Raw genomic sequence first — 15,200 nt, 5'->3', positions numbered from 1 at the left:
GGTGAAAGCACATGGCCAGACTAGGAGCAAGCCCATGCGCAATTCAACCCGATCCTCCGTTGATCCCTTTATCGTGATGGACGTGATGCAGGCCGCCACCGCTGCCGAGGCCGCAGGCCGCCACATCATCCATATGGAGGTTGGCCAGCCCGGCACCGGCGCGCCCAAAGAAGCGGCAGAAGCGTTGACGAAGGCGATGCAGGACGGGCCTTTGGGTTACACCGTGGCACTCGGACTGCCAGCGCTGCGGGCGCGGATCGCGCAGATGTATGGCGAGTGGTATAATGTCGATCTGGACCCGGCGCGGGTGGTCATCACGCCCGGTTCCTCTGGCGGATTCCTGCTCGCCTTCACCGCGCTTTTTGATTCCGGTGACCGCGTCGGCATCGGCGCGCCGGGCTATCCGAGCTACCGCCAAATTCTGCGGGCTTTGGGGATGCAGCCGGTTGACCTGCCGGCTTCTCCGGAAAACCGCTACCAGCCTGTCGCCGCGGATTTTGCTGATGAGAACCTAAAGGGCTTGCTGGTTGCCTCTCCGGCGAACCCCTCGGGCACGATGCTCGACCGTCCGGCGCTGTCCGCTTTGACCGAAGCCTGCGCGGCGAATGACATGTCCTTTATCTCGGACGAGATTTACCACGGCATCGAATACGACAAGAAGGCCGTGACCGCGCTGGAGATCACGGACGACTGCTACGTCATCAACTCATTCTCCAAATATTTCTCGATGACCGGCTGGCGCGTCGGTTGGATGGTAGTGCCCGAAGATCAGGTGCGCGTGGTGGAACGAATTGCGCAGAACATGTTCATCTGCGCCCCCCATGCGAGCCAAATCGCAGCCTTGGCTGCAATGGATTGCGACGACGAGCTGCAAGCCAACCTCGCGGTGTATCGTCGCAACCGCGATTTGGTGGTCGAAGGGTTGAAAGAGGCCGGTTTCACCGACATCGCGCCGCCGGATGGGGCCTTTTACGTCTATGCGGATGTCTCCCGCTTTACCGATGACAGCCGCGCCTTTGCCGCTGAAATCCTTGAAAAAGCAAGCGTTGCCGTCACGCCGGGGCTCGATTTCGATCCGCTGCGCGGCCATAAGACCCTGCGCTTCTCTTACGCGCGCAGCACGGCGGATATGGAAGAAGGCATTGCTCGGCTCAAAGCCTTTATGGCGGCACGCTGAACGCTGGTTTGCCTGCGCGGCAGATGCTAAAAGGGCGAAAACAAGCAGGGCAGGGTGACGAGGAATGCGGGCAGTTCTAAAGGTTCTGGCAGTGGCGTTGGCCTGTGCAGGGCCAGCGGCGATGGCGCAGGAGTTGACCGCGCTGGCGCGGGTCGATCCAGAGGCGAGCGCCGTTAAAGACGGCTGGTTCGGCAAGACCGATCTGACTGTTGCGCTCAGCCAAGGGGTGCCCTTCCGCGTGTTCCTGCTCGACGATCCCGCGCGGTTGATCGTCGATTTCCGCGAGGCGGATTGGAGCAATGTGCATTCAGGTGATCTGCTGGCCAAACCCGGCCGGATTGCGGCTGTGCGCTTTGGCGCCTTCCAGCCCGGTTGGTCCCGGCTTGTCGCTGATCTGGCCGAGCCGATGGTGCCGGACGAGATCGGCATGCCCATCGACGCAGCCAGTGGGCAGGCGCGGTTGGAAATTACGCTGAAGACAGTAGAGGAAGCGGCCTTTGCCAAAGCCGCTGGCGCGCCGGTGGACCCTGATTGGACCGCCGCGCTGACGGCTCCGCCCAAAGCGCCCACCATCGACAAAGACACCTTCACCGTCGTGCTCGACCCCGGCCATGGCGGCATTGATCCCGGCGCCCAGCGGGAAGGACTGGACGAGAAGGACATGATGCTGAACTTCGCCCGTGACTTGCGCGATGCGCTGCGGCGCAAGGGGGTCGATGTGCTGCTCACGCGGGACGAGGATATCTTTGTGGCGCTTGAGCACCGCGTCGCCATTGCGCATCAGGCCGAAGCTGATCTGTTCCTGTCGCTGCATGCGGACAGCCTGTCTCAAGGCGGCGCGAGCGGAGCGACCGTCTACGTGCTGTCGGACGATGCCAGTGACGCAGCGACAGAGCATCTCGCTGCCCGTCATGACCGCTCGGACATTATCGCGGGTGCAGACTTGACCGGGTCGGACGATCAGGTGGCGGGCATTCTGCTTGATCTCGCCCGGCAAGAAACCGAGCCGCGGTCGGAAGCCTTGGCGAAATTCTTGGTCGAGGGCATGGATGGCGCAGGCGGCCCGATGAACAGCCGCCCCCTGCGCCGCGCCGGGTTCTCGGTGCTGAAATCCGCAGACATCCCCTCGGTATTGGTCGAGATCGGCTTTCTCAGTTCCAAGCGCGATTTGACCAACCTGCGCGATCCGGTCTGGCGTGCGGTGATGGTCGGGGCGATGGCGGATGCGATTGTCGCATGGCGCGATAGCGATGCGGCGCTCAAGCCTCTGATACGGCAGTAAAAACACGCTGAAACCGCCGCTGGTCGGTGGGCGGTAATTCGCCCCTTGATACCGCCCATGTGTTTTGACCCCACGCGGCGCATCCTGTATAGGCTTGGAGCAATCCCTAGCCAATGGTGGTCCGCGCGCGTGTTTCGATTTGTTCTGTCTTTTTTCGGCGGTATTTTTACCACCATCACCTTGGGCGTCGGCATGGTGGCTTTGACCATCGGTGCGGTGTTCTGGATGTATGGGCGCGATCTGCCCAGCCACGAGTCGCTCGCCCAATACACCCCGCCGACAATCAGCCGGATTTACTCGGGCCAGGGCCGCTTGATCGATGAATTTGCCAAGGAACGGCGGCTTTTCACCCCGGCAGAGACGATCCCCGATCTGGTGAAACAGGCGTTTATCTCGGCGGAAGATAAAAACTTCTACACCCACGAAGGCTATGACCTGCGCGGCATTGGTGCGGCGGCGGTGGACGCGGTGAAATCGCGCGGTCGCGATGTGCGCGGCGCCTCAACCATTACTCAACAGGTGATGAAGAACTTCTTGCTGTCTGGCGACCGTCGGGCAGAGCGTAAGATCAAGGAAATTATCCTCGCCTCGCGGCTGGAAGAGACGCTGAGCAAAGAGAAAATCCTTGAGCTTTACCTCAACGAGATTTTCCTCGGCCAGAACTCCTATGGTGTGGCTGCGGCGAGCCAGACTTACTTCAACAAGACTTTAAGCGAGCTCGCCCCGCATGAGGCGGCCTTCCTTGCCTCGCTGCCCAAAGCGCCCTCGGACTATCACCCGGTGCGGCGCAAGGAGCGCCTGTTATCACGTCGGAACTTCGTGCTGCAGGAGATGATGGAGAACGGCTATATCTCTGAAGAGGTCTATGAATACGAGGTCGCATTGCCGCTGCGCTCGGTTCAGAACGGCGACTTCGAGAGCTTCAAGGCCGAGCTTCCGCCGCGCGACTACTTCACCGACGAAATCCGCCGCCAGCTGAGCGAAGACTTTGGCGAGGGCGAGTTCTTTACCGGCGGTCTGACCGTGCGCGCGACGATCGACAACGAAATGCAGCCGGTGGCCGCCAATGCGCTACGCCGTCAGTTGGAACAATACGACCGCGGGCAGGGCATCTGGCGCGGGACACGTTTTGAAATCCCGGCGGAACAGTTGGAGACCGAAGAGAAATGGCGCGCTGCACTGGCCGATCTGCGGGTGCCGCGTGACATTGACCTGGAAAACCAGTGGTATCCTGCGGTGGTGCTCGAAGTCGGCAGTTCCGATGCGCGTATCGGCATTGAAGGGGTCGAGGATGACGAAGACGGTCACTGGATCCCGGCCAAGGACGTGCAATGGGCGCGCAAGCGTTTGGACGATGGCAAGCTTGGCCCCAAGGCGAAAGTCGCGGGCGACCTGCTTGACGTGGGCGAGGTGGTGCTGGTCCGCCGGATGACCGCCGATAACGACGGCTCCTTCATCCGCTGGACTCTGCGGCAGGTGCCCGAGGTACAGGGCGGCTTTGTTGCGATGGACGTAGACACGGGCCGCGTGATCGCCATGCAGGGCGGCTTTTCTTATCAGGCCAGCGTTTTTAACCGCGCCACCCAGGCCAAACGTCAGCCCGGCTCCAGCTTCAAACCCTTTGTCTATGCCTCGGCGCTCGACAGTGGCTATAGCCCCGCGACCATCGTTGTGGACGCGCCGATTGAGATCAACACCCCCCAAGGCGTCTGGCGCCCGCAGAACGCGTCGCACAAGTTCTACGGTCCCACGCCATTGCGCACCGGGATTGAGCAATCGCGGAACTTGATGACAATCCGTCTGGCCCAAGAGGTCGGTATGGATGTGGTCGGCAGCTATGCCGAGCGTTTTGGTGTCTATGACGACCTGTCGCCGGTGCTCGCCAATGCGCTCGGCAGCCAAGAGACCACGCTTTATCAAATGGTCTCGGCCTATGCCATGTTTGCCAATGGCGGTGAGCGTGTGCAGCCTACGTTGGTCGACCGGGTGCAGGACCGTTACGGGCGCACTGTCTACCAGCATGACGAGCGCAAATGCTACGATTGCGAACAGATCAGCCTCGCCCCCGGCACGGCGCCCAAGGTCATCTCGAACCGCGAGCGGGTGATGGATCCGGTCACAGCCTACCAGTTGACCTCCATGATGCGCGGCGTGGTCGAGCGGGGCACGGCCCGTAAGGCGATCAACCTGCCGATCCCGATTGCAGGCAAGACCGGCACCACCAATGACGAGAAAGACGCGTGGTTCGTCGGCTTTTCGTCGAACATCGCGGCGGGCTGCTACATCGGCTACGACACACCACGCCCGATGGGCCGGGGGGCCGGGGGCGGCGCGCTCTGCGCACCAGTATTCCAGCGCTTCATGTCTGAGGCGATCCAGAAATACGGTGGCGGTGATTTCAGCGTGCCCGAGCAGTGTCGCTTCATCAAGATTGACCGTTTCTCCGGCGCCCGTTTGAGCGACGGCGCGACAGGTGGCAATGTGGTCTCCGAGTGTTTCCGCGATGGGGAAGAGCCGCTCTTTGGCATCTCCTTTGACGGCGGTTTTGCCATGGGGGCAGACCTGCCGCTGGTCGAAGAACTTGGCGGCTCGTCCTCCTCGCGTCAGGTCACCACCTCGACAGGCAAGAAAGCCACCGTCGGCCCCAAGGCAAGCTTCGGCACGCTGAGCTCGGGCGGTCTTTACTAACCCACCTCAGCGCGGGTTGCGGCGGCGCCCCCACTTGTCGCCACAGGCGCGCTGGTCTATCTCTCGTGCGGCTCCGGTTTTCGGGGCCGCAATACTTATCAAAGGCAGGCAACGATGCGCGCAGAAGCACAGAATACCGCGGACCAGATCAGCAAGTCGCTGGAATTGCTGGCCCAGCGACTGGATGTGGAAACCGCGCCCTACCGGCTGGAAGAATTCAACGCCCGCGTCGAAGACCCGAACCTTTGGGACAACCCGGATGCCGCGCAGAAGCTCATGCGCGAGCGGCAGGCGCTGGTCGATGCCATGGGCGTCTATGACAGCATCAAGCAAGAGCTGGCGGACAACATCGAGCTGATCGAGCTGGGCGAGATGGAAGGGGATGAGGAAGTCATCTCCGACGCCGAGGCCGCGCTTAGAGCGCTGGCCGGAAAGGCCGCCCAGAAAGAGCTTGAGGCGCTGCTGAACGGCGAAGCGGACAGCAACGACACGTTCCTCGAGATCAACTCCGGCGCGGGCGGGACGGAAAGCTGCGATTGGGCCAGCATGTTGGCGCGGATGTATGTCCGTTGGGCTGAAAAGAAGGGCTATAAGGTCGAGCTTCAGGCCGAGAGCGCGGGCGAAGAGGCAGGGATCAAGTCGGCGACCTATAAGATCGCCGGGCACAATGCCTATGGCTGGTTAAAATCCGAAAGCGGCGTGCACCGTTTGGTGCGTATTTCGCCCTTTGACAGCGCGGCCAAGCGCCACACGTCGTTCACCTCGGTCAAGGTCTATCCGGTGGTCGACGACAACATTGAGATCGAAGTGAACCCATCGGATATCCGTATCGACACCTACCGGTCGTCGGGCGCGGGCGGCCAGCACGTGAACACCACCGACTCGGCGGTGCGGATCACGCACCACCCCACCGGGATCGTCGTGACCTCTTCGGAAAAGTCGCAACACCAGAACCGCGATATCGCGATGAAAGCGTTGAAGTCCAGGCTTTATCAGATGGAGTTGGACAAGCGCTCTGCACTGGTTAACGAGGCGCATGAAAACGCAGGCGACGCGGGCTGGGGCAACCAGATCCGGTCTTATGTCTTGCAGCCTTACCAAATGGTGAAAGACCTGCGCACGAATTATGAGACGTCGGACACCAAAGGCGTGCTCGATGGTGATCTTGACGGGTTGATGGGGGCCACGCTCGCGCTGGCGGTGTCGGGCAAGAGCCGGGCCGAAGCGCAGGGGGACTGAGGCGGGCCTGCCGGTCTCTGGCAATAACCGGGGGGCCAGCCCCCCGGACCCCCCGAAGTATTTTTGGCCAAAAAGAGGGGGATGGCGTGGAATTTCTTGAATGGGATGCGGTGGAACTGTCCGAGGCACTGGGGGCGGGCCGGCTCTCGGTGGTTGAAGTGATGCGGGCGACACTCGCCCGGATCGAGGCGGTCAATGGCGCGGTGAATGCCGTGGTCTCTTTGCGCGACGAGGAGGAGCTATTGGCAGAGGCACGCGCCGCGGATGCAGCGCCATGTCGGGGCTGGCTGCATGGCATACCGATGGCAGTTAAGGATTTGGCAAATGCTGAGGGGTTGCCCACCTCGCAAGGGTCGCCGCTATTTGCCGGTCAGATTGCGCAACAGGATGACATTCCGGTCGCCCGTTTGAGGGCAGCGGGTGCGTTGATCATCGGAAAGACCAACACGCCGGAGTTCGGGCTGGGCAGTCATACGTTTAACCCTGTGCATGGGCCGACCTGCAACCCCTACGACTTAACGCAGTCGTCAGGCGGTTCTTCCGGCGGGGCCGCGGCGGCGCTGGCGGCGCGAATGCTTTGTGTGGCCGACGGCTCCGACATGATGGGCTCGCTGCGCAATCCGGCCGGGTGGAACAATGTTTATGGGATGCGCCCGACTTGGGGGACGGTGCCGGGCGATCCCTCGGGCGATCTGTTCATGCATCAACTCTCCACCTTGGGGCCGATGGCGCGCAGTCCACGCGATTTGGCGGCTTTGGGCGATGTCATACGCGGTGCCGATCCGCGTTTGCCACTGAGCCGGGACGGGGCCGGACTGGCCGCTGCGCTGACCGGCGATCTGCCGCGGCAGCGGCTGGGCTGGCTTGGCGATTGGGGCGGCGCCTTTCCCTGTGAGGCCGGTATCCTTGCGCAGAGTGAAGCGGCTTTGCGGCAGATGGCAGACCTCGGCCATGAAGTGACGGAAGTTAGCGCGCCTTTTGATGCAGATGCGATGTGGGAAAGTTGGACCACTCTGCGTTCCTTTGCTGTCGCCGCATCTTTGGGGTCCATCTATGATGACCCGGCGCGGCGGGAATATCTGAAACCGGCGGCACAGTGGGAAGTGGCGCGGGGGCAGGGCTATGGGGCCTCGGACATTCAGCGCGCCAGCAGCATCCGGTCCGATTGGTTCCGCGCGGCCGTGACCGCGTTTGACAGGGTGGATGTGCTGGTTCTGCCGTCAGCGCAAGTCTGGCCCTTTGATGTTCAGCTGGAGCACCCGACAGAGATCGAAGGTCGGGTCATGGACAGCTACCACCGCTGGATGCAGGTCGTTGTGCCAGCCAGTCTGATCGGGCTGCCGGTGGTGAATGTCCCTGCCGGGTTCAGCGAGGATGGTCTGCCCCTCGGACTGCAGTTGATCGGCAAGCGCGGCAGTGACGCGCGGTTATTGCAACTGGCCGAAGACTGGCACCGTGCCACCGGTTGGCCGCAGGCCCAGCCGCCAAAGCTCTGAATTTTCAGGTGAAGGGCACGTCCGGTTGCAGCAGCCGCCGGTGAAAGGGCGAGATGTCTTCGAACTCTGTAAATCCGGCGGCTCGGGCCGCGGGAAGCACAGCACGCGGGTCACGGCCGATGTACTCATAGGTGAGCCTCGTAACCCTTGTGCCCGTACTGCTCTCGGGGGCTGTGCGGGTCACATAGCCAACCCAGAAGTTATTCTCAAACGAGGCGACGCGGGTGAGATAGTTAAACGAACCGGTGAGGGCTTTGCGGCGGGAGACCACGATGGACACCCCGTTTTCCTGCCGCGAGATAAGGCCGCGATACTCTCGTACGGCGGGGTTCGTCGGGAGGCCTTGTAGACGCAGAGATTTGGCGCTCTCGAAACCGCGTAGGAACGTATTGTTCTGGCGACGGCTTACGTGAACGAGGCCGGTTACGAACCTGTCGCCGTCCAGAAAGGAGCGGCGCGCGAAGCGGTAAAAACCACTTGGGAAATCGGTTTCGGGCACATCGCGAATTCCCGTGCCCAGAAAATCGCGTAGGTAGCCGTTGTTAAACGGATCGTGCCCGATCTTGATCTGCTCAACGGGTTCCAGCAGCACACGCGCGTCTACTTCAAAGAAACGACAAATGCGTGCCAGAACGTCAGGGCGGGGAAAGCTCTCGCCGGCAAGGTAGCGGTTGAACTGGGTGCGGTTGATGCCCAAACGGCGGGATAATTCGGAGATCGAGTCGTAGCGCGTAGACAGTTCACGGAGGTTCGCACCGAACATGCTCCGTAACTCAGCCGGGGAACGCGTGGGTGCGACCATCGATTACCTCATACAACTTTGCCGGTAGTTTGGGCCGGTTCGGGCAAATATCCAAGCATCTTCACAGACCTGATGCTTAAGAGCGTCAACTATGATGCTAAACTGTGTCTAACCTCATAGAAATTGTCACAAATTGCAAGCGGACGGTACGGCTTAGCCTGTGTCGCTGTGCGAAATTATGCGGCAAGGTCAATGTATTAAAGCGAACGCGGGGTGTACTATGATTGGTGTAGTTCTGTGGAGCGACAACGACGCAGGCAAGGCTGTATTCTGGTGCGAAGATCAGGGTGACCTAGCCTATTACGAAGAACCGACCTTGGACCATCAAAGGGCCTGCTTTTTTGACACAGGCGATATGGTTCAGTTCGACATCTCAGTTCACCGCCGATTGCGTATCGCCGGTAACCCCCGGGTGTTGCAGGAGAAAGTTGGCGACGCGCTTCCCGAAGCGCTCCGGCGCGAGATGGGGGGCAAGCTCTCTGCCGTAGAGGACGTTCAGGAAGATGCTGCGCCCGAGAGCGCGCAAATCATCCATTTTACGCCCCGTGCAACTGCTCCGCGCTTTCTTTCCTCTATGCGGAAAGCCTGAACGCGCAGGCGCCCGGGGTTTAGGCCCCGCGCGCCAGTGCTGCGACCCCGGTGCGGGCCACTTCTACTAGCCCCAAAGGCCGCATCAGGTCCGCGAAAGCATCGATTTTCTCTGGCGCGCCGGTGATCTCAAAAACGAAGCTTTCCAGCGTGCTGTCGACGACATTGGCGCGGAAAATGTCGGCCAGGCGGAGAGCTTCTACGCGCTGCTCGCCTTTGCCGACCACTTTGAACATCGCCAATTCACGCTCAACGCTCGCACCTTCGACCGTCAAGTCATGCACTTCATGCACCGGGACAATGCGGCCCACCTGTGCTTTGATCTGCTCAATTACCTGAGGCGTGCCGCTGGTCACGATGGTGATGCGCGACAGGTGGCCGGTGTGGTCGACCTCGGCCACGGTCAGACTGTCGATGTTATAGCCCCGTCCTGAGAATAGGCCGATTACCCGTGCTAGGGCGCCGGGTTCGTTCTCGACCAAGACCGCAAGCGTGTGCTTTTCAATCACATCAGAGAAATTGGGTCGTAGGTTATAGGCGGAGTGGGAGGTCGCGCCTTTTTTGATCTTCAATGCTGCCATGTCTTTGTCCTTCTCATCTCTTGCCGGAATTTTTCAAAAATTCCGTTCCGTTTTCTTTGAAAGAAAACGGATCACACCAGCACCGACCCTTTGGAATCGATCACGCCTTGGGTTTCATGATCGCCGGGCAGCAGCATCTCGTTATGCGCCTTGCCCGAGGGGATCATCGGGAAGCAGTTTTCATGCTTCTCGACCAGACAGTCAAAGATCACAGGTCCGTCGTAGTTGATCATCTCCATGATCGCGTCGTCCAGATCATCGGGGTCTGAGCAGATGATGCCTTTAGCGCCGAAGGCTTCGGCCAGTTTCACAAAATCGGGCAAGGCTTCGGACCAGCTTTGCGAATAGCGCTCGCCGTGCAAAAGCTCCTGCCACTGGCGCACCATGCCAAGACGTTCGTTGTTGAGGATGAACTGTTTGACCGGCAGGCCAAATTGCATCGCCGTGCCCATCTCCTGCATGTTCATCAGCCAGGATGCTTCGCCTGCGACGTTGATCACCAGCGCCTCAGGATGCGCCATCTGCACGCCGATAGAGGCTGGGAAGCCGTAGCCCATGGTGCCCAAGCCACCAGAGGTCATCCAACGGTTCGGCTCCTCAAAGCCGAGGTATTGCGCGGCCCACATCTGGTGCTGGCCAACCTCGGTGGTGATGTAGCGGTCATGGCCTTTGGTCAGCGCTTCGAGCCGCGACAGGGCGTATTGCGGTTTGATGATTTTGCCGGACTGGGTGAACTTCAAACAGTCCTTAGCGCGCCATTCTTCGATCTGCTTCCACCATTTGGCAACAGCCTCGCTGTTGGTCTTGCGGCCACGCGATTTCCAGACCTTCAACAGGTCTTCGAGCACATGGGCCACATCGCCGACGATCGGGATGTCGATGCGGATCACCTTGTTGATCGACGAGGGATCAATGTCGATATGCGCTTTGGTGGATTTGGGGCTGAAGCTGTCGATGACGCCAGTGATCCGGTCGTCAAAGCGCGCACCGATGTTGATCATCAGATCGCAGTCATGCATCGCCATATTGGCTTCATAGAGCCCGTGCATCCCCAACATGCCCAGCCATTTCTCGCCCGAGGCCGGGTAGGCGCCGAGGCCCATCAGCGTTGAGGTGATGGGAAAACCCGTCGCATCGACCAACTCGCGCAGCAGCTGGCTCGCCGCCGGGCCGGAGTTGATGACGCCGCCGCCGGTGTAGAAGATCGGACGTTTGGCCGTCTCCATTGCAGCCACCAGTTCGGTGATCTCGGTCATATCGCCCTTTACCTGCGGCTGGTAGCGCGAGGTGGAGGGTTTGGGAGACTCGTATTGACCGGTGGCGAATTGCACGTCCTTGGGAATGTCGATCAGCACCGGGCCGGGACGGCCATGGGTGGCGACATGGAAGGCTTCGTGGAGCACAGGGCCGAGGTTGTCGGTCTCCTTCACCAGCCAGTTGTGTTTGGTGCAGGGGCGGGTGATGCCCACGGTGTCGGCCTCTTGGAAGGCGTCAGAGCCGATCATGAAGGTTGGCACCTGACCTGTCAGCACCACCAGCGGAATCGAGTCGAGCAGCGCATCGGTCAAGCCAGTCACCGCATTTGTGGCCCCGGGGCCCGAAGTCACCAGCACAACGCCCGGCTTGCCGGTCGCGCGGGCATAGCCTTCGGCGGCATGCACGGCGCCTTGTTCGTGGCGCACCAGCACGTGTTTGATCGAGTTTTGCTGAAAGACTTCGTCATAGATCGGTAGCACCGCGCCACCGGGATATCCAAAGACGGTGTCCACACCCTGATCGATCAGGGCTTGGACGATCATTTTCGCTCCGGTCATCTGGCGTTTCATCTTAAGTGCTCCGTAAGGCAGGTTATTGGCGTCTGGCATAAAAAAACCCCCGGTCTGACGGGGGCGCATGGGAAGGATTATGGTCTACCGTTACCGGCCCATGCGCGTGTGTCCTACAATAATGACTAGATCTGTCATGTCTGGGTCCTTTCAGCGTGGCGTGAGATTATGAGCGTGGCCGGGGGGCGTCAACAGGGAAATCGCGAAAAAGATGCGTGAATGGCATCTCGCGATTGCCTTTTGTTGCGAATTATCTTGCTACGGCGATATTTTCAGAAAGATTTTTCCGCTTTGCCGCATTTTTTCAATGGCTAGTGGGGCGAATTTGGCCATGAAGCAGGGTAGATAGCCTAACTGCGCGGGCCAGGGGTCACATCCGGCAGGGTAATATTTGCGACCTGCTCGGCAATCGGGTCGGTGCTGAGGGGATGTTGATCGGGCACAAAATTCTCAGGATCCCGCATCTTCTGCCAAGCGCCGCCCATATAGACCTCAAGCCCCGAGAACTTGGCCTTGTAACCCATTTTCTGGCTGCCCGGCACCCAGTAGCCGAGATAGACGTAAGGCAGACCGGCGGCGCGGGCGATCTCGATATGGTCGAGGATCATGTAGTTGCCCAGACCATGCTGGGGGCGATCCGGGTCGTAGAAGGAATAGACCATGCTAACGCCGTCGCTCAGCACATCCGTCAGGCACACACCGATGAGCGCATTGTCGGCCTCGGGGTCGGTGTATTCGATCACCCGGCTGCGGATCGGCGTCTCTTCAATCATCGCTGCGAATTCAAAGACGTCCATATCCGCCATGCCGCCGTCTGCATGGCGGCTGTCGAGGTAGGTGCGGAACAGGTCGTATTGCTCTTCCGTGGCCCAGGGCGAGGTCGCGCGGCGCTCAATTCCGGCGTTGCGCTTCAGGATGCGCCGCTGGCTCTTTCCAGGACGAAAGGCAGAGACATCGATCCGTGCGGAAAGACACGCGGCACAATCGGTGCAGGAGGGGCGGTAAAGCACGTTCTGCGACCGGCGGAACCCTTGGTTTGACAGGCTGTCATTCAGCCGCGCGGCATTGTCGCCCTGCAGGGCGGTGAACAGCTTCCGCTCCATCCGCCCCTCCAGATAGGGGCAGGGCTGCGGCGCTGTGACATAGAATTGCGGTGTCAAAGGCAGTGTATGTCGCATGGGGTCCCGGGCAGTTGTCGCGGGATGCTATCAATCGCCCTCCATCCCGCCAAGACTAAAGTTGCGTGACTTAACGGCCCAAGCGACAGTTCACCGGCGCAGTGCCAAGCACCATGTCGGTAAGGCTTTGACGACGCGCGGTGCTGCAGATCAAAACGGCGGAAACCAGCTGAATAGGTGTCACCGTCATCGAGAGTGAATAGCCGATCGTATGCAGCAGCGCTGTGGCGAAATCAAAGGGCTGGTCGCGCCGGTCGCGCAGCTCCATTCCCATCAGCCGCATCCCCCATGTCGCCGAGCCGCTGGTCAGCGTGGCAACACGGTAGGCAAAGCCAAGCACCAGCATCATGAAGGGGAAAAAGAACAGCCCGGTGAAGGCGGTAAAGGGCAGGACCACCACGCAGATCAAGAACACAAGGACCACATCTGCGATCCAAGCCAAAAGCCGTTTGAACGGAATGCCCTCGTAGAACTGCGGGTGCAGGTCTGGGTCTGGTGTCATCGGGGCGGTGGTATAGGTCATGTCTCGTCCTGCAAAAGGCTCCCCGGCCAAAAGCCGGGGAGCGGGGAGGGGTTAGGCGCTTGCTGTGCCATCGTCGCGCTTGGCACGTTCGTCCATGAACTGGTCGAACTCGGCCTTGTCCTTGGCTTCACGGAGCCGCTCAAGGAAGGCTTCGAAATTGCTCTGCTCTTCTTCGAGGCGGCGCAGCGTGTCGGCCTTATAGGCGTCAAAGGCGCTGTTGCCGGTGTTGCGCGACATCATCGCGCGGCTCGATTTGCGGGTGCAGGATTTCGAAGAGAACATGCGTTTGCTCCAGATCATATAGAACAGAAGGGCGAGGCCAAGCGGCCAGAAAAAGATGAAGCCGAGTACCATGGCGGCGATCCATGCGCCTTTGCCACGCTCGTCCATCCAGTTCTCAGTACGGGCGAACCAGCCGCGGGCGCCATAGGTCGGGTCGGTGGTCACTGTCGTCATTGTCGTAGCCTTTCGCTCATGAAGGGCCTGTCGCCGGCCCGGGCGTCTTTGGTGATGTGAATGTCTTTCACATTAAATAGATTGGGACGCCGGGGCCGTTTCGCAAGGGGTTATGTGAATGTTTTTTACATTGAGGATGTGGCTGGCGCTCGACTGAAGTGGAGCAGGGTTCATTCAACTATCGACTACGAAACAGTTTGTTTCCTGAAACTTGGCGATTTATTTTTTTTGAGAAGCCTTTTTATGGTAAGTCCAATTGTGACGTAAAGTAGCCCTGGGGAAGGGCAGAAATAGGCGCGACATAGACGTGTTCTAATGAAAGGAACAGAGAATGGCTGCTCATTCAAAAGTCTTTAGCTACGAGGTCGACGGGCTGTCTTACACCGTGACCATATACGAGAAGGACGGCGAATTTCTTGCCGATATCGATGTTTTAGAAGGCTCGATGGACGTCAACGCCGTCTATTTCGGCGATGATGACCAGTCTGGTAAGAGCGCTAGCCTTGACGGTCCGCTTAATATGAACGGTGCCCGCCTAGGTGGCGACAAGGTGCAGTGGGACGATGCTATCGAGCTCAGCCAGCCGGGCCTTGGTCCGGATGCGGACGAGAAAGAAACCTATCTCTCTGCCGGGGATACGCTGACAATGTCGCTCGATATCAGCAGCCTTGACAAAATTGACGTCTTTGGTGTGCGCGCCACCTCGACGACGACTGAGGCTGGTTCCATCAAAGGGGTCTCAGACAACCCTGAAGAGCCCGAAGAACCAGAAGAACCCGAGGAACCGAAAGATCCTGATGAACCGACCTATGATAAGGTCTTCTTCAATGCGATGCCCTCTGGCGACGAGAATACCGCGGTAGACGCCTATATTCTCGCTGAAGAGCAAGAAGACTCAGACTGGTTCATGCCTTCGTTGCCTGAGGGGACAGAGCCAACTTTCGAAAACTTTCTCGACTATTACCTTTCTTTGGATGACCTGAATGGTGATGTAACGGAACTGGAGTCGATTGTTTTCTTCGATATCGACGAGGAGGGCGGTATTACCGAGCTCTTCCGTCTTGATGCGCCGGAAGATGGGTTTGCTGATGTCGATGCGGTAATGCAGGCTTATGACGACGCGTTGGATGAGACTGAGACGTCCGAGGACGAAGCCGCGAGCTTGGTGTCAGCGCTCACCCTCGGCGAAGCTATGGAAATGGGCGCAGAAGCCTATCTTCTGGCCGAGGCGGATGCCGCCGAAGACGACGCCGGAGAAGATATTTTCGATATGGCGTGACAGTTCCTGGTCCTGTCAGGGGCTAAACTATATTACAAGAAAATGCCTCCGCTATAGGTGGGGGCATTTTTTGTCAGCGCTGCAG

The 15,200-nt window shown here is 59.7% G+C and carries 13 protein-coding genes; 7 read left to right on the top strand and 6 right to left on the bottom strand.

What is annotated here, in order from left to right:
• Positions 1-34: 34 nt before the first annotated feature.
• The 5 genes from BLS57_RS03525 (at position 35) to BLS57_RS03505 (ending at position 7,882) form a co-directional block, all read left to right on the top strand.
• Positions 35-1,177 (top strand): pyridoxal phosphate-dependent aminotransferase, encoded by a 1,143-nt coding sequence (locus BLS57_RS03525; RefSeq protein WP_093739281.1) that lies wholly within the window; start codon positions 35-37, stop codon positions 1,175-1,177.
• A 64-nt stretch (positions 1,178-1,241) separates the two neighbouring features.
• Positions 1,242-2,459 carry an N-acetylmuramoyl-L-alanine amidase gene (locus BLS57_RS03520; RefSeq protein WP_093739279.1) on the top strand — a complete coding sequence of 406 codons (1,218 nt, stop codon included), beginning with the start codon at positions 1,242-1,244 and terminating at the stop codon, positions 2,457-2,459.
• A 129-nt stretch (positions 2,460-2,588) separates the two neighbouring features.
• Positions 2,589-5,147 (top strand): penicillin-binding protein 1A, encoded by a 2,559-nt coding sequence (locus BLS57_RS03515; protein ID WP_093739277.1) that lies wholly within the window; start codon positions 2,589-2,591, stop codon positions 5,145-5,147.
• 114 nt (positions 5,148-5,261) lie between these two features.
• Positions 5,262-6,386, top strand: a complete 1,125-nt coding sequence (gene prfB, locus BLS57_RS03510; RefSeq protein WP_093739275.1) for a peptide chain release factor 2 — start codon at positions 5,262-5,264, stop codon at positions 6,384-6,386.
• Positions 6,387-6,472: 86 nt separating this feature from the next.
• Complete coding sequence (locus BLS57_RS03505; RefSeq protein WP_093739273.1) at positions 6,473-7,882, top strand: amidase; 1,410 nt, start codon at positions 6,473-6,475, stop codon at positions 7,880-7,882.
• A gap of 4 nt (positions 7,883-7,886) precedes the next feature.
• Here BLS57_RS03505 and BLS57_RS03500 read toward each other — a convergent pair whose 3' ends face one another.
• Positions 7,887-8,645 carry a helix-turn-helix domain-containing protein gene (locus tag BLS57_RS03500; RefSeq protein WP_093739271.1) on the bottom strand — a complete coding sequence of 253 codons (759 nt, stop codon included), beginning with the start codon at positions 8,643-8,645 and terminating at the stop codon, positions 7,887-7,889.
• A gap of 259 nt (positions 8,646-8,904) precedes the next feature.
• On the opposite strand from BLS57_RS03500, the gene BLS57_RS03495 reads away from it, so the two are divergent.
• Positions 8,905-9,273, top strand: coding sequence for a hypothetical protein (locus BLS57_RS03495; RefSeq protein WP_093739269.1), 369 nt, complete (start codon positions 8,905-8,907; stop codon positions 9,271-9,273).
• A 19-nt stretch (positions 9,274-9,292) separates the two neighbouring features.
• On the opposite strand, the gene ilvN is transcribed toward BLS57_RS03495, so the two are convergent.
• The 5 genes from ilvN to BLS57_RS03470 form a co-directional block, all read right to left on the bottom strand.
• Positions 9,293-9,853 carry an acetolactate synthase small subunit gene (gene ilvN, locus BLS57_RS03490; RefSeq protein WP_093739267.1) on the bottom strand — a complete coding sequence of 187 codons (561 nt, stop codon included), beginning with the start codon at positions 9,851-9,853 and terminating at the stop codon, positions 9,293-9,295.
• Between the two features lie 71 nt (positions 9,854-9,924).
• Complete coding sequence (locus BLS57_RS03485; RefSeq protein ID WP_093739265.1) at positions 9,925-11,679, bottom strand: acetolactate synthase 3 large subunit; 1,755 nt, start codon at positions 11,677-11,679, stop codon at positions 9,925-9,927.
• 350 nt (positions 11,680-12,029) lie between these two features.
• Positions 12,030-12,857 (bottom strand): arginyltransferase, encoded by an 828-nt coding sequence (locus tag BLS57_RS03480; protein WP_093739263.1) that lies wholly within the window; start codon positions 12,855-12,857, stop codon positions 12,030-12,032.
• Between the two features lie 70 nt (positions 12,858-12,927).
• Positions 12,928-13,380, bottom strand: coding sequence for an RDD family protein (locus tag BLS57_RS03475; RefSeq protein WP_093739261.1), 453 nt, complete (start codon positions 13,378-13,380; stop codon positions 12,928-12,930).
• A gap of 51 nt (positions 13,381-13,431) precedes the next feature.
• Positions 13,432-13,836 (bottom strand): DUF2852 domain-containing protein, encoded by a 405-nt coding sequence (locus BLS57_RS03470; protein WP_093739259.1) that lies wholly within the window; start codon positions 13,834-13,836, stop codon positions 13,432-13,434.
• Between the two features lie 331 nt (positions 13,837-14,167).
• On the opposite strand from BLS57_RS03470, the gene BLS57_RS03465 reads away from it, so the two are divergent.
• Positions 14,168-15,115, top strand: coding sequence for a hypothetical protein (locus BLS57_RS03465; protein ID WP_093739257.1), 948 nt, complete (start codon positions 14,168-14,170; stop codon positions 15,113-15,115).
• Positions 15,116-15,200: the final 85 nt, after the last annotated feature.

The sequence above is a fragment of the Sulfitobacter delicatus genome (assembly GCF_900102535.1).
Taxonomy (GTDB): domain Bacteria; phylum Pseudomonadota; class Alphaproteobacteria; order Rhodobacterales; family Rhodobacteraceae; genus Sulfitobacter; species Sulfitobacter delicatus.
The sequence above is the reverse complement of the archived record's forward strand: the minus strand, read 5'-3'. Positions and strand labels throughout refer to the sequence as shown.